Origin of the sequence: Curtobacterium sp. TXMA1, assembly GCF_020162095.1 — a bacterium.
In the GTDB taxonomy this organism is placed as follows: Bacteria; Actinomycetota; Actinomycetes; order Actinomycetales; family Microbacteriaceae; genus Curtobacterium.
Genome location: NZ_CP083910.1, coordinates 1,561,724 through 1,578,975 on the forward strand (window position 1 = coordinate 1,561,724; position 17,252 = coordinate 1,578,975).

Annotated in this window: 20 protein-coding genes; 16 read left to right on the top strand and 4 right to left on the bottom strand. The window is 72.9% G+C overall.

The annotated features are described in order from the left end of the window. Window positions 1-183 precede the first annotated feature (183 nt). From fliW to LCG91_RS07395, 4 genes are read right to left on the bottom strand one after another with little or no spacing between them, the layout of a single operon-like run. Complete coding sequence (gene fliW / locus LCG91_RS07380; protein ID WP_058728380.1) at window positions 184-552, bottom strand: flagellar assembly protein FliW; 369 nt, start codon at window positions 550-552, stop codon at window positions 184-186. Then, the gene (locus LCG91_RS07385; protein ID WP_224442982.1) at window positions 549-1,430 is read right to left on the bottom strand and encodes a flagellin; all 882 of its coding nucleotides are present in this window, start codon (window positions 1,428-1,430) and stop codon (window positions 549-551) included. Before LCG91_RS07385 ends, fliW begins: the two co-directional genes overlap by 4 nt. 2 nt (window positions 1,431-1,432) lie before the next feature. Beyond that, on the bottom strand, window positions 1,433-2,851 hold the full coding sequence (flgK, locus tag LCG91_RS07390) for a flagellar hook-associated protein FlgK (protein WP_224442983.1): 1,419 nt from the start codon (window positions 2,849-2,851) through the stop codon (window positions 1,433-1,435). A 4-nt stretch (window positions 2,852-2,855) separates the two neighbouring features. Then, the gene (locus LCG91_RS07395; protein WP_058728377.1) at window positions 2,856-3,341 is read right to left on the bottom strand and encodes a flagellar protein FlgN; all 486 of its coding nucleotides are present in this window, start codon (window positions 3,339-3,341) and stop codon (window positions 2,856-2,858) included. Window positions 3,342-3,834: 493 nt separating this feature from the next. Here LCG91_RS07395 and LCG91_RS07400 point away from each other — a divergent pair, with 493 nt between their 5' ends. The 16 genes from LCG91_RS07400 to LCG91_RS07475 all read left to right on the top strand — a co-directional run bounded on the left by LCG91_RS07400 (window position 3,835) and on the right by LCG91_RS07475 (window position 17,246). After that, window positions 3,835-4,650, top strand: a complete 816-nt coding sequence (locus LCG91_RS07400; protein WP_224442984.1) for a sigma-70 family RNA polymerase sigma factor — start codon at window positions 3,835-3,837, stop codon at window positions 4,648-4,650. Window positions 4,651-4,771: 121 nt separating this feature from the next. Then, a complete protein-coding gene (locus tag LCG91_RS07405) occupies window positions 4,772-5,674 on the top strand; it encodes a flagellin (protein WP_224442985.1) in 903 nt (300 codons plus the stop codon). 92 nt (window positions 5,675-5,766) lie between these two features. Further along, the gene (fliD, locus tag LCG91_RS07410) at window positions 5,767-7,167 is read left to right on the top strand and encodes a flagellar filament capping protein FliD (RefSeq protein WP_224442986.1); all 1,401 of its coding nucleotides are present in this window, start codon (window positions 5,767-5,769) and stop codon (window positions 7,165-7,167) included. Between the two features lie 11 nt (window positions 7,168-7,178). Next, window positions 7,179-7,655 (top strand): flagellar export chaperone FliS, encoded by a 477-nt coding sequence (gene fliS / locus LCG91_RS07415; RefSeq protein WP_224442987.1) that lies wholly within the window; start codon window positions 7,179-7,181, stop codon window positions 7,653-7,655. After that, the gene (locus LCG91_RS07420) at window positions 7,645-8,022 is read left to right on the top strand and encodes a hypothetical protein (RefSeq protein ID WP_224442988.1); all 378 of its coding nucleotides are present in this window, start codon (window positions 7,645-7,647) and stop codon (window positions 8,020-8,022) included. The genes fliS and LCG91_RS07420 overlap by 11 nt, the downstream gene beginning before the upstream one ends. A 297-nt stretch (window positions 8,023-8,319) precedes the next feature. Continuing rightward, entirely contained in the window at window positions 8,320-8,664 is a 345-nt protein-coding gene (locus LCG91_RS07425; protein WP_058728372.1) for a flagellar basal body rod protein FlgB, read from the top strand. Further along, on the top strand, window positions 8,661-9,056 hold the full coding sequence (locus LCG91_RS07430; protein ID WP_224442989.1) for a flagellar basal body rod protein FlgC: 396 nt from the start codon (window positions 8,661-8,663) through the stop codon (window positions 9,054-9,056). Before LCG91_RS07425 ends, LCG91_RS07430 begins: the two co-directional genes overlap by 4 nt. Continuing rightward, window positions 9,056-9,412 carry a flagellar hook-basal body complex protein FliE gene (gene fliE / locus LCG91_RS07435; protein ID WP_224442990.1) on the top strand — a complete coding sequence of 119 codons (357 nt, stop codon included), beginning with the start codon at window positions 9,056-9,058 and terminating at the stop codon, window positions 9,410-9,412. The genes LCG91_RS07430 and fliE overlap by 1 nt, the downstream gene beginning before the upstream one ends. After that, complete coding sequence (gene fliF / locus LCG91_RS07440; RefSeq protein ID WP_058750380.1) at window positions 9,412-11,088, top strand: flagellar basal-body MS-ring/collar protein FliF; 1,677 nt, start codon at window positions 9,412-9,414, stop codon at window positions 11,086-11,088. The genes fliE and fliF overlap by 1 nt, the downstream gene beginning before the upstream one ends. After that, the gene (gene fliG, locus LCG91_RS07445; RefSeq protein WP_082687684.1) at window positions 11,085-12,134 is read left to right on the top strand and encodes a flagellar motor switch protein FliG; all 1,050 of its coding nucleotides are present in this window, start codon (window positions 11,085-11,087) and stop codon (window positions 12,132-12,134) included. The genes fliF and fliG overlap by 4 nt, the downstream gene beginning before the upstream one ends. Beyond that, complete coding sequence (locus LCG91_RS07450) at window positions 12,127-12,804, top strand: hypothetical protein (RefSeq protein WP_224442991.1); 678 nt, start codon at window positions 12,127-12,129, stop codon at window positions 12,802-12,804. The genes fliG and LCG91_RS07450 overlap by 8 nt, the downstream gene beginning before the upstream one ends. After that, a complete protein-coding gene (locus LCG91_RS07455; RefSeq protein WP_224442992.1) occupies window positions 12,801-14,132 on the top strand; it encodes a FliI/YscN family ATPase in 1,332 nt (443 codons plus the stop codon). The genes LCG91_RS07450 and LCG91_RS07455 overlap by 4 nt, the downstream gene beginning before the upstream one ends. Continuing rightward, complete coding sequence (locus LCG91_RS07460) at window positions 14,132-14,563, top strand: hypothetical protein (protein ID WP_058750377.1); 432 nt, start codon at window positions 14,132-14,134, stop codon at window positions 14,561-14,563. The genes LCG91_RS07455 and LCG91_RS07460 overlap by 1 nt, the downstream gene beginning before the upstream one ends. Then, on the top strand, window positions 14,560-15,300 hold the full coding sequence (locus tag LCG91_RS07465) for a C40 family peptidase (protein ID WP_224442993.1): 741 nt from the start codon (window positions 14,560-14,562) through the stop codon (window positions 15,298-15,300). Before LCG91_RS07460 ends, LCG91_RS07465 begins: the two co-directional genes overlap by 4 nt. Continuing rightward, complete coding sequence (locus tag LCG91_RS07470) at window positions 15,297-16,790, top strand: flagellar hook-length control protein FliK (RefSeq protein WP_224442994.1); 1,494 nt, start codon at window positions 15,297-15,299, stop codon at window positions 16,788-16,790. The genes LCG91_RS07465 and LCG91_RS07470 overlap by 4 nt, the downstream gene beginning before the upstream one ends. 24 nt (window positions 16,791-16,814) lie before the next feature. Further along, window positions 16,815-17,246 (top strand): flagellar hook assembly protein FlgD, encoded by a 432-nt coding sequence (locus LCG91_RS07475; protein WP_058729550.1) that lies wholly within the window; start codon window positions 16,815-16,817, stop codon window positions 17,244-17,246. Window positions 17,247-17,252 lie beyond the last annotated feature (6 nt).

Here is a 17,252-nt window from a genome sequence, read left to right on the forward strand (position 1 = left end):
GACGGAACCGTTGTCGTACGACAGCGGGCCTGTCGTGTCGCTCGCTGATCGGTGCCGCCGCGCGAGAAGTGCGACGAATCCGCTGTCGTACGACAGCGCACGTGTCGTACGTCAGCGCACGGGACGCACGACAGCGGCAACGACCTGGCCCCGCCAACGCGAGAGCGTCCCGCGCCCCGCGCCCTACCGCCGCGCGAGCTCCGCGCGCAGCGGCAGGTCCTGGTCCTCGAGGATGAACTGTGCGCCGACGGCCGTCCGCGCGTGCACGACGACCGGGGCGAGCAGGTTCACCGTCGTGCCGGAAGCGCCCGGGTTCGCGACGACGAGCAGCATCGCGTCGGCGGGATCGGTCAGGCCGATCGTCGCCGCCTGCTCGTCGGTGAGCTCGGGCGCGTAGTCGGGCAGGTGCACCGCGGCGTCGAGCAGGAAGAGCCGGGCGTCGTCGCCGTGCAGGGCGAAGAGGCCCTCGGCGCCCTCGACGGGCTCCAGGGTGAACACGGGCGCCGGCGAGAGCCCGAACGGAGGCGTGGGGAAGGTCAGGTCGATGCTCATCGGAGGTAGTCCATCAGGGTCGGCTGCAGGACCTTCGCGGTGACGGCGAGGGCTGCCTGGTAGGTGGTCTGCTGCACCTGCAGGTCGAGGACCGCACCGGCGAGGTCGAGGTCCTCGATGCCGGCTCGGCGGGTCTCCAGTGCGACGGACGAGGTCTTCAGGGCGTCCTGCGCGCTCAGCGCCGCCGCGTGCCGCACACCGACGTCGGCCTGCGCCGCGCGGAGGGTGCTGAGCGCCGTGTCGACGTCGTTGAGCTTCGGGTTCACGTCCACACCGTTCTGCAGATCGGCGACGATGCCGTCGATCACCGAGAAGACCGACGACGTCCCTGAGCCGAACGCCGCGGCACCCGGGGTGTCCACGCGCACGGTCTGGGCGTCGCCGACCCGTCGGGACACCGCGGTGGTCGAGGAGACGAAGCCCGAGCCGGACGTGTACGCATCGGGCGATGTCGACGATCCGGCGAACACGGACCGGGTGCCGTAGGTCGTGTTCGCCGCGGACTCGAGGTCGGCCTTCAGCGCCCGGAACTGCGTGATCAACGCGTCGCGGGCGGTGTCGTCCATCACGCCGGAGTTCGCGGCCTGCACCGTCAGGTCCCGCACCGTCGTGAGGACGGAGTGGGCGCCGGACAGGGCGCTGTCGGTCGTCGCGAGCCAGCCGACGGCGTCGTCCGCGTTCCGTGCGTACTGCGCGGCGGCGGCCTGCTCCTTCCGCACCTGCATCGACGAGCCGGTCCCGACCGGGTCGTCCGACGGCTTCGCGATCGCCTGCAGCGTGGTGGCACGCTGCGTGGCATCGGCGACGCGGGCGGCGTTCGCCTGCAGCCGCTCCGTCGCCGACGCGATCGACATCTGGGTGGTCACACGGGTGATCACGGTCAGCCCCTCCCGACGAGTCCGACGCGGTTGATGAGCGTGTCGAGCATCTCGTCGACCGCGGTGAGGACGCGTGCCGCGCCCTGGTAGGCGTGCTGGTAGCTCAGCAGGGCCACGTTCTCCTCGTCGAGGTCCACGCCGGCGCCCGACTGCTGCTGCGTGCGCGCGCTGGTCAGGGCGAGTCCGGTGAGCGTCGCCTCCGACCCGGCCGTCCGGGAGGCACTGCCCACCCCCGCCACGAACGTCGCCCAGGTGCTGTCCGCACCCCCGGCGACGGTGCCGAGTCGCGAGAGCGCGTCGGCGAACGAGTCGTCGAGTTCCCCCGCCGCGTTCCGCGTCGCCAGTCCGTCACCGTCCGTCGGGACGACCGACAGCCCCTGCGCCGCCGGCGTGCCCGCGGCGAGGGCGAAGAACGGCTGCCCGGTGGCGCCGGTGGTCGTGGTGCCCTTCGCGTGCTCGGTGTTCACGGTCTCGGCGAGGCGGGTCGCGACCCGGTCGTAGGCGGCCGAGGCCTCGGCGATCGCGCCGCCGGTGCCACCCGAGGCCGGGGCGAGGAGCGACAGCGCACCGCCGATCGAACCGCCGTCGAGCGTCACCGCGCCGGCGCTGCCCGAGGTCCAGCGCAGGGTGACGGCCTGCCCGTCGCCGAGACGTGCGCCGCCCTCGAGCGCGACGGTGCGGACGGTGTCGCCCTGCACGAGCGGGTTCCCGCCCAGGAGCACGTCGACGGTGCCGTCGGTGTTCGTCCGGACCGTGCCGCCCGCGAGCCCGGCGATCTGCTGGGTGAGCTGGTCGCGGTGGTCGAGCAGCTCGTTCGCGCTGCCGCCGGCGGCGAGCGTCGACCGGATCTGCCCGTTCAGGTCGGCGACCTGCGCCGCGGCGTCGTTGAGCTGGTCGACCTGGGTCGCGGCGGTCGACCGGACGGTGCTCCACTGCGTGTCGAGGGCCGTCGAGCCGGCGGCCAGGGTGCCCGCGACGGTGGACGCCGTGGCGATCACGGAGGAGGCGGCGCCCGCGTCGTCCGGGTGCGCTGCCAGGTCGCTCCAGGCGGACCAGAAGGCGTCGAGCTGTGCCGACAGGCCGTTCTTCCCGGGTTCGTGCAGGCCGTCCTCGATCGCCGAGAGCCCGGTCGCGCGGGTCTGCGCCCACGCCGAGGAGCCGGTTGCGGTCCGGAGCCCGGCGTCGAGCGTCAGGGAGCCGAGACGGGCGATGCCGTCGATCGACACCCCCTGGCCGGCGAGGGCAGCGGTGCCGCGGACGAAGCCGGTCTGCACGGCGGGCACCGAGGACTGCGTGACGCGCTGGCGGGTGTACCCGGCGGTACCGGCGTTCGCGATGTTCTGCCCGGTGACGTCGATGCCGGCGCGGGCCGCGGTCACGCCGGAGTAGGCGGTCGCGAGGGATCCGAAGGTGCTGACCACGGCGCTACAGGGTCCCCTCGAACAGGCGAGCGCCGTCGGCCCGGGAGCCGGAGCCGCCCGAGGCGTCGTAGGTCGCGGCGTCGCCGACCGAGCCGGCGAGGGTCTCCTCGGTGGCTTGGGCGGCGGTGCGGAGGAAGCGGTCGTTCTCGTCGCGGAGCGCGCCGATCTGCGTGGTCAGCTCGACCATCGCCGTGAGGTGCGCGGTGAGGATCTCACCCCAGGGGCCGTTCGGGGCGGCGGCGACCACGTCGCGCAGGGGAGCGTCCGGGTCGACGCCCCACTCCTCGGCGACGGCGGCGCTCGACGCGGCGCGCTCGAGTCCGGTGCTGCGGAGGCGCTCGAGGACCTGCTCGACCTCGCGGCTGGCGTGCGAGACCCAGCGGGAACGCCCGGCGGCGAGCAGGAGCTGCTCCTCCTCGAGCTTGAACGTGAGCAGTTCGAGCAGTTCGCGCTCGCGCCAGAGGACGGCGGACAGGTCGTTCACGCTCATGGCTCCTCGCTGGTGGGGGTCGGGTTCGGCGACGGTCGGGTCGCGCCGGTCCGCCTTCCGGTGGACACCGGGGACTATCGACGCCGGGCCGTCCGTCGTAAGCGGACCACGGCGGTGGACGCGAGCAGGAGACGGGCGCGAGCGACGGGGCGGGAGCGGGTCGAGCCTCCCGACCGCCGTTCGTCGGGGGACGCACCGTCACCCAGATCGGGGGACAAGGACGGTCGTTCCGGCCCGTGGGTCCGCCGAAGTGCGGACCGCCGGAACCCCGCGTCCCCCCGCACTGGGGACGTTCACAGCCTGCTCGGGGGACTTCGCAGCCGATACATTCGGAACGCACCGCAGGGGTCCGCCCCGGCACCGCGTCGCAGGGGCGCGGGTGCACCGCCCGGAGGGAACCGGGTGGTTCTTCGTCGACCGCACCGGCCTCCCGAGGGCCGGTGTCCGTCGCGCCCACGGACGGGTCAGTCAGCACGTCGACCAGGGGAAGCCAATGGACCGGAACGCACGCAACGCGATGATCGTGGAGCACCTGCCGCTCGTCGGCTACATCGTGTCGGACGTCCGTGCACGCGCCACCCACCTCGACCGCGACGACCTGGCCGCCGTGGGGTCCCTCGCGCTCGTGGCCGCCGCCGAGGCGTTCGACCCGGAGCTCGGCGTGCCCTTCGGTGCCTACGCCCGCACCCGGATCACCGGCGCGATCGCCGACGACATGCGCTCGGCCGACTGGGCGTCGCGCGGCACCCGGAAGCGCATCCGCGAGACGCTCGCGACGCAGGAAGCACTCTCCGCCCGACTCGGTCGCTCGGTCGGCGTCCAGGAGATCGCCGACGCGATGGGTGTCGACCGCCAGACCGCCGCCGACGCGATGTCCGACGCGGGCCGCACCGTCGGCACGCTCGACGAAACCGTGCACGACGTCATCGCGTCCGACCAGCCGCTGCCGGGCGAGGACCTGCTCGAGGCCGAGAAGCGCCGGTACCTGCGCGCCGCCGTCGCCGCGCTGCCCGACCGGATGCGCTACGTCGTCGAGAACGTCTACTTCGGCGACCGGTCCGTGACCGAGGTCGCCGCCGAGCTCGGGATCACGCACTCCGCCGTGTCGCAGCAGCGGTCCGAGGCGATGCGGCTCCTGCGGGACGGACTCGCCGAGCACTACGGCGACGGCACCGCGGTCGAGCCCGTGTCCCGCACGACCGCGGCACGGCGCAGTGCGTACCTGGCTCGGGTCGCCGCGAACGCCGCCGCCGGGGTCGCCCGGGCCGTGCAGGACGCGTCGGCGCCGACGGCCGTCGTCGCCAGTTGACCCTCGGCGGGGAGATTTCCTCGCCGACACCTAACGACCTCGGCGCACCTGCCGAGAGTCACGGATGTCAGCCCATGGACGGGCAGGCACCACCACCCAAGGATTCACGGAGGAAACCACCATGGGTATGTCCATCAACACCAACCTCTCGGCACTCAACACGTACCGGAACCTCAACGCGACGCAGAACGACCTGTCGAAGTCCCTCGAGAAGCTCTCGACGGGTCTCCGCATCAACCGTGCTGCCGACGACGCTTCGGGCCTGACGATCTCCGAGGGGCTCAAGTCGCAGGTCGGTGGCCTCACGGTCGCCGCCCGCAACGCGCAGGACGGCATCTCCGTCGTGCAGACCGCTGAAGGTGGCCTCACCGAGACCCACTCGATCCTCCAGCGCATGCGTGACCTGGCCGTGCAGGCGGGCAACGACTCGAACAACGAGACGTCGCGTGAAGCTATCAAGACCGAGGTCGGGCAGCTCCAGAAGGAGCTCGGTCGCATCGCGGACTCGACGAACTTCAACGGCATCAAGCTGCTCGACGGCAAGGCTGCCACCACGAAGGCAACGGCGGATGCCGGCACGGGTACGGGCCAGCTGACCTTCCAGGTCGGCGCGAACGGCGACGCGTCGAGCCAGATCGTCGTCGACCTGTCGAAGTCCAGCGTCAAGGACATCGCCGCGAACCTCACGGTCGACGACGACGCCACGGCGGGCACGACCAAGAAGCTCGACTTCAGCACCGCTGACGGGGCGCAGAAGGCGATCACGGCGATCGACACGGAGATTGCCTACGTCTCCGCCGCTCGTTCGAACATCGGTGCGGTCCAGAACCGCTTCGACCACGCCATCAACGTGACGAACGTGGCCAAGGAGAACCTGACCGCGGCGAGCTCGCGCATCACCGATGTCGACATGGCGCAGGAGATGGTCAAGTACACCCGCGACAACATCCTGAGCCAGGCCGGCACCTCGATGCTCGCGCAGGCGAACCAGAGCACCCAGGGTGTGCTCTCGCTCCTCCGCTAGCACCACCGACGCCGTCGTCCGGAGGAGTTCGAGTCCTCCGGGCGGCGGCGTCACCACACCCACGACCACCCCCGACGACAGGGAGCCCCGCGATGTCGACGTCGTCCGTCTCGGGCAACAGTCTCGCGATCGACGGTCTGGTCAGCGGTCTCAAGACCTCGGACCTGATCAACTCGCTGATGACCATCGAGCAGGTGCCGCAGACCCTGCTCAAGAACAAGCTCACCGACACCAACTCGTTCGTGTCGTCGCTGCAGACGATCAACTCGCTGGTGCAGACCCTCGCGACGAAGGCCGGCGACGCCGCCAAGGCCACCTCGCTCGACGTGTACGGCGCCACGAGTTCGTCCACCGGTGTCACCGTCGCGACAGACGCCACGGCCTCCGCCGGCTCGGTCAGCTTCCAGGTCGGCGCCACCGCGGCCGCACACGTCGGTGTCACGGCCGCGATGTCCACCTGGGCGTCGGCCGCAGAGCCGCTGACGCTCGTCGGGGCCGACGGGAAGAAGACCACCGTCACGCCAGCCTCCGGGTCGCTCGACGACGCGGTGAGCGCGATCAACAAGGCCGGCGCCGGGGTCACCGCCACGAAGGTCGCCGCCGGCACGGACACCGACGGCACGAAGCTCTACCGCCTGCAGCTCAGCGCGACGAAGACCGGCGCAGCGGCGTCCTTCGAGCTCTACCGCGGCACGTCGGACGACGTGACGGCGGGCACGGCGACGAACGTCTTCGCGCAGCCCGGTGCCGCGGTCGTCACGCAGGGCAGGGACGCCAGCGTCACGCTGTGGGCCGGGACCGCCGCCGCGCAGACGGTGACGAGCGCCACGAACACCTTCGACGACCTGCTCCCCGGGCTCGACGTCACGGTGACCCAGACCACGACGGACCCGGTGACGGTCACGGTCGCGCAGGACACCACGAAGGCCCAGGCCGTCGCGTCCGGGCTCGTCGACGCGCTCAACGCAATCACCTCGTACTACGCGACCAACACGGCGGTCTCGAGCACCACGAGTCCGACCACCGGGACGACGTCGACGAAGGCCGGCGTCCTGACCGGCGACGGCACGACCCGGGACGCGGTCCAGCGCCTCACCACGACCATGTCGACGCCGGTGAACGGCAAGTCGCCGTCGTCGATCGGCATCGTCATCCAGAAGGACGGCACCTTCAGCTTCGATGCCGCAGTCTTCCAGAAGGCGCTGGCCGACGATCCGCAGGGCACGCAGGCCATGCTGTCCGGGGTCGCGACGAACGTCGGCGCCGCGGCGACGGCCGCGTCGGACAAGTACACGGGGTCGATCACGACCTCGATCACCGGGCAGCAGTCGGTCGCGAAGGACCTCACGACGCAGATCGACAACTGGTCGGACCGGCTCACCGCACGACGGGCGACGCTGCAGGCGCAGTACTCCGCCCTCGAGACCAGCCTCAGCAAGCTCCAGTCCCAGTCGGCGTGGCTCTCGAGCCAGCTGGCGTCGACGTCGAAGTGACGGGAACGACCATGAACGCCTTCGACCTGCAGTCCGCCGCCTTCCGACAGGCCGCACAGCCGCGCACGGTGACCGACCAGCGCCGCGCGCAGTACACGAACGAGGCCGTGCTGTCGGCGACGCCCGCGCAGCTCGTCACGATGCTCTACGACCGGCTGCTGCTCGACCTGCACCGCGCCGAGGCCGCGCAGACGACGTCCGACTGGGAGGCCGCGCGCGAGCAGCTCCTGCACGCCCAGGCGATCGTCGGCGAGTTGTCGTCGACACTGCGCATCGACGTGTGGGACGGTGGCGAGGGGCTCCTCGCCATCTACAACTACGCGTCCACGTCCCTGATCACGGCGAACGTGCACCGCGACGTGCAGGCAACGCGCGACTGCATCCGGATCCTCGAACCCCTGCGGCAGTCGTGGCACGAGGCGGCCGCAGCGCTCGCGACGACGCAGGCGCCGCAGGTCGGCAGCGGGGGAGCACTCGGTGTCGCTTGATGCGGGTGAGATCACTACCGACGACGTCGCCGTCGACGTCGGCCACCGCGAGTGGGCGGCGCTGCTCGACGCACTCGAGCGCGAGCTGACGACGACCGCGGCGTCCGCAGCGGACGCCACCGTGCCCGCCACCCCGCCGACCGTAGCCGAGACACCGGACGCCGCCCCGTGGGCCGAGCCGACCACGCTCGGGCCGGTGCCGCGCGCACTGGTGGGTCGCGCCTCCCGGCTGTTGGCCGCGCAGCGCGACCGGCTCGAGGAGCTCGAGACGGAGCGGCGGCAGACCCTGGAGCACCTCGGTGCGCTCCGCCAGGTCGCCGCGACGGACGAGCCGCGCGGCTCCGTGTACCTCGACGCCTCCGCCTGACACCGATCCGCGACATCGCACCGGTCGATCGAGGCGTGCTTCGTCGCACCGTGTGGCCGCATGTGAAGCACGTGCATGGATCGACATCGCCCCGATCGATCGACGGGTGGGATGTCGGAGACCCCACGCGCACGCCGCGCACCGAGCCCCGCCCCCGTTCGGGGCGAGCCCTAACGCCCCGGACGCACCCGCCGACAGCGCCCCGCGAGCACGGATCGCTCACTCGTTCGGCCACGGATCGGCCACCGCCAATCGGCGACGTCGCACGACGTCGCACACCGAGGGGACGGGCCACCCGTGTTCGATTCCGTGACGAGCGTCGCGCTGCAGAGCGCGCTCGACGGGCTGTCGCTGCGGCAGCGCACCATCGCGAACAACATCGCGAACATCAACACGCCGAACTACCACGCCGAGAAGGTGCGCTTCGAGGACGCCCTCGCGCAGTCGATCGTGCACGGTGACGGGCATGCGACCGCGACGACCGCGCGCAGCCTCGAGCCGACGAACGAGAACGGCAACAACGTCAACCTCGACCAGGAGACCCTGTCGAACATCGACACGGTCCTGCGCTACCAGTTCGCCACCCAGGCGGTCGGCGGCGAGGCGACGGCGCTCCGTGCAGCGATGCGGACGAACTCGTGACGACCTTCGACGCGATCGGCATCGCGAGCACCGGCATGACCGTGCACCGGAAGTGGCTCGACGCGATCTCCGACAACATCGCGAACGTCAACACCGTGCGGTCGATGGACGACTCGGCGTTCCAGGCCCGGTACGTCGAGGTGCAGGAGGGTGCCGGCACGTCCGGCGCCTACGTGAAGGGTGCGGCGTTCGGCAGTGCCGCCGGCCGCGTCACGTACGACCCGGACAACCCGCTCGCGAACGCGGAGGGCTACGTCCGCATGCCGGACATCGACCTCGGTACGCAGATGGCGGACCTCATCATGGCCCAGCGCGGCTACCAGGCGAATGCCGCCGTGGTCGACCGTGCCAAGACCGCCTACGAGGCGGCACTGCAGATCGGGAAGAACTGATGCCCATCGACGCCCTGCACGGTGTGACCACCAACGCCATGACCCGCGCGTTCGCCGGAGCCACGGACGCCGCGACCGGTGCCGGCGCGCTCGGCGGTGCGGCGGGAGCCGGCGCCGGCGCGGTGCAGGCGACCGGTGACGGCTTCGCCGCGAGCCTCGGCAACGCGGTCGACGGCCTGCAGCAGCTGCAGAGCACCTCGAAGACCCTGGCACTCAAGGCCGTCACGGGCAACCTCGACGACATCCACGACGCCACCATTGCGTCCACCCGCGCCCAGGTCACCCTCGAGCTCGTCGCCGCCGTCCGCAACAAGGGCGTCGACGCGTTCAACGAGATCATGCGGATGCAGGCCTGATGCCCGCCGCGGTGCAGAACACGTGGGGGCGCATCGTCGCCTACGTGAAGGGCTTCTCGGCCGCACAGCGCACGATCGCGCTGATCGGTGTCGCCGCGCTCGTGCTCGGCGGCATCGCGCTGGCGAGCTGGCTCGGCAAGGCGTCCTACGCGCCGCTCTTCACCGGGCTGGCGGCGGCGGACGCGAGCTCGATCACCGACCAGCTGACGACGGACGGGGTCCCCTACCAGCTGACCGACGGCGGTGCGACGATCCTCGTGCCGCAGGACAAGGTGTACTCGGAGCGGCTCAAGGCGGCGTCGAACAACCTGCCGTCGTCGAACGAGGGCGGTTACTCGCTGCTCGACAAGATGGGCGTGACGAGCTCCGAGTTCCAGCAGGACGTCACCTACAAGCGCGCGATCGAGGGCGAGCTCGCGAAGACGATCTCGTCGATGGACGGCGTGAAGGCCGCGACCGTGCAGCTGGCCATCCCGGAGAAGACCGTGTTCGTCTCCGAGGAGAAGGACCCGACGGCGTCGGTGTTCGTCGCGACCGAGAACGGCGCGCAGCTCACCACCGACCAGGTGCAGTCGATCGTGCACCTGACGAGCGCCGCGGTCGAGGGCATGCAGCCGACCGACGTCTCCGTCGTCGACCAGAAGGGCCAGACGCTGTCCGCGGTCGGGACCGGCGCGACCGGCAGCGGCGCGGACCAGGCGGCCGACTACGACGCGACCACCCAGAAGAAGATCCAGGACCTGCTCGACACGACGCTCGGCCCGGGCAACGCCAGCGTCGTCGTCTCGGCGACGATGAACCAGGAGTCCGGCACCCGGACCTCGGAGAGCTTCGCGCAGCCGACGAGCGGTCCGGTCGCCCTGAACGAGTCGAGCTCCACCGAGGAGTACGGCTCCGGCTCCGGCGCGGGTGCCGGTGCGACCGGCGTGCTCGGCCCGGACAACATCGCGGTCCCGAACGGCACGGCCGGCGGCACGACCGCGAACGGCACGGCTGCCGGCGACGGCGGCTACAAGAACGAGTCGGCGACGAAGAACAACGCCGTCGACAAGACCACCGAGACGACGCAGATCCCTGCCGGGGGCGTCCAGCGGCAGACGATCTCGGTCGCCCTGAACTCCCGCGCGGACTCGGTGCAGAACGCCAACCTGCAGAGCATCAACGACCTGGTGTCCGCCGCAGCCGGTGCCGACAACACCCGCGGTGACCAGGTCCGGGTCGCGATGATGGACTTCGACGACTCCGCCGCGAAGGACGCCGCGAAGGCCCTCGAGGAGCAGCAGCAGACCGAGCAGCAGCAGGCCATGTGGTCGGCCATCCGCACCGCCGGGATCGTCGTCGCCGTCCTCGCCGCCGCGATCGTGCTCGCGATCGTCCTCGCCCGCCGCGCCCGCCGCCAGTCGCGCGAGGCCGTCGACGTCGGCGAGCTCGACGTCTTCGCCGGCGAGACGTTCGAGCTGCCACTCGGCACGGACGACCTGGCGATCCCGGCCGCCGAGCCGGAGACCGTCGCGCTGCCGACCCTGCCGCACGACGACGCCCCGACCGAGGTGCTGACGACGGACGAGATCAGCGCCGAACGGCGCCGCCAGGAGATCTCGGCACTCGCCGAGCGTGACCCGAAGCGCACCGCCGACCTGCTCCGCGGACTCCTCGACGACCGGACGCCGGTGTGAGCGCCCTCGTCCCGGTGCCCGCCGGCGGTGGCGCTGCCGAGCGCACCCTGACCGGCGCGCAGAAGGTCGCGCTCATCCTCATGCAGATGGAGACCGAGCGCGCCGCCGAGGTGATGAAGCAGTTCACCGAGCTCGAGGCCGAGGAGATCAGCGCCGAGATCGTGCGGATGCGCCGCGTCGACGACAGCGTCGTGGACCGCACGATGAGCGAGTTCCACCGCATCACCCAGCGCGGGCGCGTGCAGAAGCGCGGCGGCAAGGACGCCGCACTGGGGCTCCTCGAGGCGTCGTTCGGCTCCGAGCGCGCAGCGGGTGTGATGGACCGCCTGGCGTCGAACCTCGCCGGGCAGTCGTTCGAGTTCCTCGACGACGCCGAGCCCGGGCAGGTCGTCAGCCTGCTCGAGGGCGAGCTGCCGCAGACCATCGCGCTCGTGCTCGCGCACCTGAACCCCGGGCAGGCGAGCGCGGTGCTCGCCGGGGTCGATGATCGCGTCCGCACCGACGTCGCCCAGGCCTTCGCCACCATGGGCACCGCGACCCCGGAGGCCGTCGGGATCGTCGCCGGGGTCCTCCGCCAGCGCGCCGGTGCCGTGGTGTCCCCGCGCGAGAGCGTCGAGGTCGTCGGCGGCATCGCACCCCTGGTCGAGATCATCAACCGGTCGGACGTCGCCACCGAGAAGGCCGTGCTCGACGGTCTCGAGGCGCGCGACCCGGAGCTCGCCGAGGACATCCGCTCGCGCATGCTCACCTTCGAGGACATCGTCAAGCTCGAGTCCCGCGACATCCAGCAGGTCCTGCGCGGCATCGACTCGAAGCTCCTCGCGACCGCCATGAAGGGCGCACCGGCCCCGGTCGTCGAGACCATCCGCGCGAACGTCTCCGAGCGCAACCGCCAGCTGCTGGACGACGAGCTGCAGGCCATGGGCCCGGTCCGCGTCTCGCAGGTCGAGGAGGCACGGGCCGAGGTGGTCCGCTCGGTGCGCGAGCTGGAGGCCGAGGGCACCATCACCGTCCACCGCGCCGAGGAGGACGAGCTCGTTGACTGACGCCACCGTCCAGCGCGTCGCGTTCCCGGTGCTCGGGAGCGCGACTGCCCGCGACCGCGCGGCGGCGGCCGACGTGCGCGGGCACGCCGCCGGGTACGCCGCGGGGCTCCGCGCCGCGCAGGCCGAGACCGCCGCGCTGCACGCCCGGCTCGAGGCCGAGCACGAGGCGCGTCTCGCCGCGTTGCACACCGAGACGGTCCGCCGCGTCCAGGTCCTCGACGCCGCCACGGCGGCGATGCTCTCCCAGGTCGCACCGGTCCTGCACGACGCCGAGGAGTCCCTGGTCGACGCCGCCCTCGACCTCGCCGAGGCCGTCGTCGGGCACGTGGTGCGGTCGGGTCGCCAGGACGCACCCGCGGTCACGGGTCACGGCCTGGAGGCACCACCCACCCCCGGCGCGGAGGCCACCGTCCGGCGGGCGCTCGCCTCGGTCGACGCCACGGTCCCGGTGGCCGTCCGGCTCAGCCCCGGTGACGCCGCCCGCGTCGCCGACCTGGCGCTGCCCGTCCCCGTCGTCGCCGACGCGGCGCTGCACGACGGCGACGCGGTCGTCGACCTGCCCGACGGGCTGCTCGACGCGCGCCTCGGTGCCGCACTCGACCGCGCGCGGACCGCGCTCGGCCGGAACGCGCCCGGCCGGTCGACCGACCCGCAGGAGGCGTCCCGGTGACCACGACGCCCCTCCGTCCCCGCGGCCTCGACGAGGCGATCGCCCTCGCCGCACCGCAGCGCGTCGGTGTCGTGACGAGCGCGGTGGGCCTCGGGCTGACCGTCGCCGGCGTCGACGCCCGGATCGGCGACGTGCTGACCGTCGGTGCCGAGGACGGTCCGCAGGCTCCGGTCGAGGTCGTCGCCACCGACTCGACCGGTGTGCGCTGCATGCCGCTCGGGCGTCTCGTCGGCGTGACCGCCGGCACACCCGTGCGCCCGACCGGTCGACCGGTCCTCGTGCCGACCGGCGCCGGGCTGTTCGGGCGCGTGCTCGACGGGCTCGGGCGGCCGATCGACGACCGCGGTCCGCTCGACACCGACGCCTGGGTGCCGATCGACCACGCCACGCCGAACGCCATGGCCCGCACGCGCATCGACGCGCCGATGCAGCTGGGCGTCCGCGTGCTCGACACCCTGACGACCGTCGGCCGCGGGCAGCGCATGGGCCTGTTCGCGGGCTCCGGCGTCGGGAAGTCCTCGCTGCTGTCGATGATCGCCCGCGGCAGCGACGCCGCGGTGAACGTCATCGCCCTGGTGGGGGAGCGCGGCCGCGAGGTCCGCGAGTTCCTGGAGGACGACCTCGGCCCGGAGGGGCTCGCCCGCTCGATCGTCGTCGTGTCCACGTCGGACGAGCCGGCCCTGATGCGCCTGCGCGCCGCGTTCGTCGCCACCCGCATCGCCGAGTCGTTCCGTGACGCCGGGCAGGACGTCGTGCTCATGATGGACTCCCTCACCCGCGTCGCCATGGCGCAGCGCGAGATCGGCCTCTCCGTGGGCGAACCGCCCGCGACCAGGGGCTACCCGCCGTCGACGTTCTCGGTGCTCGCCGGGCTGCTCGAGCGCGCCGGGACCGACCGGGTCGGCAGCATCACGGGGCTGTACACCGTGCTCGTGGACGGCGACGACCACAACGAGCCGATCGCGGACAGTGCGCGGAGCATCCTCGACGGGCACGTCGTGCTCGATCGCAGGCTCGCCGTGACCGGGCACTTCCCGTCCGTCGACGCGCTCGGGTCGGTGTCCCGCGTCGCGTCGAAGGTCACCGAGCCGTGGCAGCGTGCCGCGGCGACGGCGCTCCGGAAGGTCATGGCGGCGCGCCGGAACGCGCAGGACCTGCTCGACGTCGGCGCGTACCAGCCGGGGACGAACCCGCTCGTCGACGCCGCGGTCACCCACCAGGACGCGATCGACGCCTTCCTCCGGCAGGGCATGGACGAGCGGGCCGATGCCGGGACCTCCTGGCGTGCCCTCGACGCCCTCGTCGCCCGGCTGGGGGTGTCCGCCTGATGGCCAGACGCTTCCCCCTCGCCGGACTGCTGCGCCTGCGGCACGCCGAGCAGGACCGCGCCGCCGCCGCCTTGGCCGCCGCGAACGAGCGACTCCGCGACGCCGCGGACGCCCGCATCGCCGCCCGGCGGAACCTGGCGGACCGCGAGCAGACGCAGCCCGTCACCGACGCCGCGACCCTGAGCGCCCTCGCCGCCGCGCGAGCATCCACGCGCGGGATGCTCGAGGAGCTCGACGCCGTCGCACGGACCCGCCGCGCCGAGGCCGACGGCGCGCAGGCCGCGTACGCCGCCGCCCGCCGGGCCGCCCTCGGGCTCGAGAAGCTCGAGGGCCACCACGACCGCGAGCAGGCCGCCGCCGACCTGCGCGCCGAGCAGCACGCCCTCGACGAGATCGCGGCACGCCGCCGCACGGAAGGTGGTGCCCGATGAGCGTGGACGCCGTGCTCTCCCGGATCGCCGAGATCCGCACCCAGATCGACGCCCTCCGCGGTGGCACCGCGACCGCGGCCGCGGTCGGATCGTCCGCCGAGGCCACGAGCGGCGCGTTCGCCGACGCCCTCGCGACCGCGACCGGCACCGCGACCGGTGCGGCGACGACCGGTACCGCGACGGGCACGGCCGCGACCGACACGGCGACGCGCACCCCGGCGACGTCGGTCGACGCCGGCCGCGGGACCCTGGCGACCGGCAGCGGCGCCACCGGGTCCGACGTCGTCGAGGACGCGAAGAAGTACCTCGGCGTGCCCTACGTCTTCGGCGGGACGACCCGGTCCGGGATGGACTGCTCCGGGCTCGTGCAGACGGTGTTCAAGGACCTCGGCGTGACGATGCCGCGCGTCGTGCCCGACCAGGCGGACATGGGGGTGCCCGTCGGGTCGCTCAAGGACGCGAAGCCGGGCGACCTCATCGTCCCCAAGGGGGAGCAGCACATCGTGATCTACGTCGGCGACGGCAAGGTGCTGCACGCACCGCGGCCCGGGAAGGACGTCCGGATCGTGGACAACTGGTACAAGGACTCGGACATCGCGACGATCCGCCGCATCGTGCCGAGCGAGGCCGCGGCTCCGGCGGCGACCCGGTCCGTCCCGGCAGCGGGTGCTGCGCAGTCGGTCACCGACCTGCAGACGGCGGCGCTCCTGTCCGCGATGCGGGGGAACGCGGCATGAGTCCCGTGACCCTGGCACCCGCTGCTCCGACGACCCCCGGGACGGCATCCGGCACGACCGGCGGAGGCGCCGCACATGCCTCGGCGTCCGCGCTGCCCTTCGGCGCTGCCCTCGCCGCTGCCGGGAGCACGCCTGCCCCCGGTACCGGTGCGCAGACCGCGGCCGGCGGAGCCTCCGGGGCCGGTGGAGCCCCCGGGGCCGCGACGGGGCGCACGACGGCGGCGCGACCGGCGGCGCCCGGTGCGGCCGACAGCGCCTCGGACAGCGCTCCGGACACCGGCACCCCGCCGGTCGTGGTCGACCCGGCGCTCCTCGGCGCCCTCGCCGTGTCCGCCGCGGTCGTGCCCGCCGCGGCAGTGCCCGGTGGCGCCCCGACCGCAGTCGAGCAGGTCGCGCTCGCGGTCGCCAGCCCGAGCACCGCCGCCACCGCACCCCTGACCGCGTCCGCGTCCACAGGTGCTCCGACGACACCGACGGCCGCCACGTCCCCGACGAGCACCACGACACCGCCGAGCCCCGCGACACCGACCAGCACCACGACCCCGACGACGGCCGATCTGCGCACCGCCACGACTGCGGGGGCACCGGCGGCCGGGACAGACCCGTCGGTCACGGGCGCTGCCGGCACCACCGCCGGCACCGTGCGAGCGGCGATCGAGGTCACGACGTCGGGCACGCCGTCCCGCGGGACGCCGGTCGTCACGGCCCCGGCCGTACTCGCGATGGCCGGGACCGCCCGAGCGGACGCGACGAGCGCCACCCCCGCTGCCAGCACGACCGCCTCCGCCGTGGCCGCCGCCGGTGCGGCGGCGCCCGGCTCGACCGCAGGTCGGGTGTCCGACCCGGTAGCGGTCACACCGAGCGCGTCGACCGCCGACGCGTCCGTCGTGCAGACCGGCCCGGCCACGGGTCCCCGGACCGGCCACGAGTCGGACCGACGGACGGGGGACCAGGGTGCTGTGAGCCTCCAGGCCGGGTCCACCGTGCGAGGTGGCGAGACCGCGTCCGCCGTGCCGGTGACGGCGTCCGCCGCCGGCGCCGGCGCTGCCTCCGGCGCGACGACGGCGAACGCTCCCACGCCCCTCGCGCAGCAGCTCGCCCGACCGCTGTTCACGCTCGCCCAGGCCGGCCCCGGCGACCACGTCGTCACCGTCCAGGTCACGCCCGACGCACTCGGGCCGGTCACGGTCCGCGCGCACGTCACCGCCCACGGGATGCACGTCGAGCTGTTCGCCGCCTCGGACGCCGGACGCGACGCCGTACGGCAGGTCCTGCCGGACCTCCGTCGTGACGCGGCCGGCAGCGGGGTCACGACGACCCTCGACCTGTCGTCGCAGAACCACCCGGGCGCGCAGCCGGGTCGCGACGACCGACCGGCTCCGGCGGTGCTGCGACCGGGTTCCGATCCGGAGGCCCGCCCCACCCCGACCGCGCCGCTCACGGCCCGACCCACCACCGTCCGATCCGTCGGACTCGACGTCCTCGCCTGACGCGGACACGAAGGAGACCACACCATGCCCCTCGACGGCATCACCGGCTCGGTGGACGCAGCGACGCAGGCCGCGGCGCTCGCGCAGACCGCCAGCGCGAAGAAGTCCCAGACGATGGACTCCGAGGTGTTCATGAAGCTGCTCGTGACGCAACTCCGGAACCAGGACCCGTCCTCGCCGATGGACACCAACCAGATGATCAGCCAGCAGACGCAGCTCGCGACGATGGAGCAGATCACCAACCAGACCACGACGGCGAACGAGAACTTCTCGCTGCAGATGCGCATCGCCGCCGCGAACCTCGTCGGCAAGCAGGTCAGCTACACCGACGCGAGCACCGGGACCGCGGTCTCGGGCACCGCCACCGCCGTGTCGTACGCGAACAGCGTGCCGACCGTGACCGTGAACGGGAAGGAGGTCGACCTCGACGTGATCTCCGGTATCAAGGCCGCCTGAGCCGCT